The sequence below is a fragment of the Pseudomonas sp. BJa3 genome (assembly GCF_026343815.1).
In the GTDB taxonomy this organism is placed as follows: Bacteria; Pseudomonadota; Gammaproteobacteria; order Pseudomonadales; family Pseudomonadaceae; genus Aquipseudomonas; species Aquipseudomonas soli.
This window is the reverse complement of record NZ_JAOXMC010000630.1, coordinates 1-228: the sequence shown is the minus strand read 5'-3', so window position 1 is coordinate 228 and position 228 is coordinate 1. Positions and strand designations below refer to the sequence as shown.

Here is a 228-nt window from a genome sequence, read left to right as displayed (position 1 = left end):
CCGACAGCTGGGCCACCGTGCCTGGCGGCCGCTACTACGTGAACCGTACCGATTCCTCGATCATCGCCATCAAGCTCGGCAAGAATTCGCCGCTGATCGGCGGTATCCGCATGGTCCGCGCCCACACCGACAGCCCATGCCTGCGGGTCAAGCCGCACCCCGAACTGCAGCGCCAGGGCTTCCTGCAACTCGGCGACGCAGACTATGGCGCCGCCCTGCTCGCCCCTA

1 pseudogene is annotated in these 228 nt (G+C 67.1%); it reads left to right on the top strand.

Features of this window, described 5'->3' with window-relative positions:
- Window positions 1–228, top strand: a pseudogene (locus OH705_RS29065) (M18 family aminopeptidase); the annotation flags it as partial.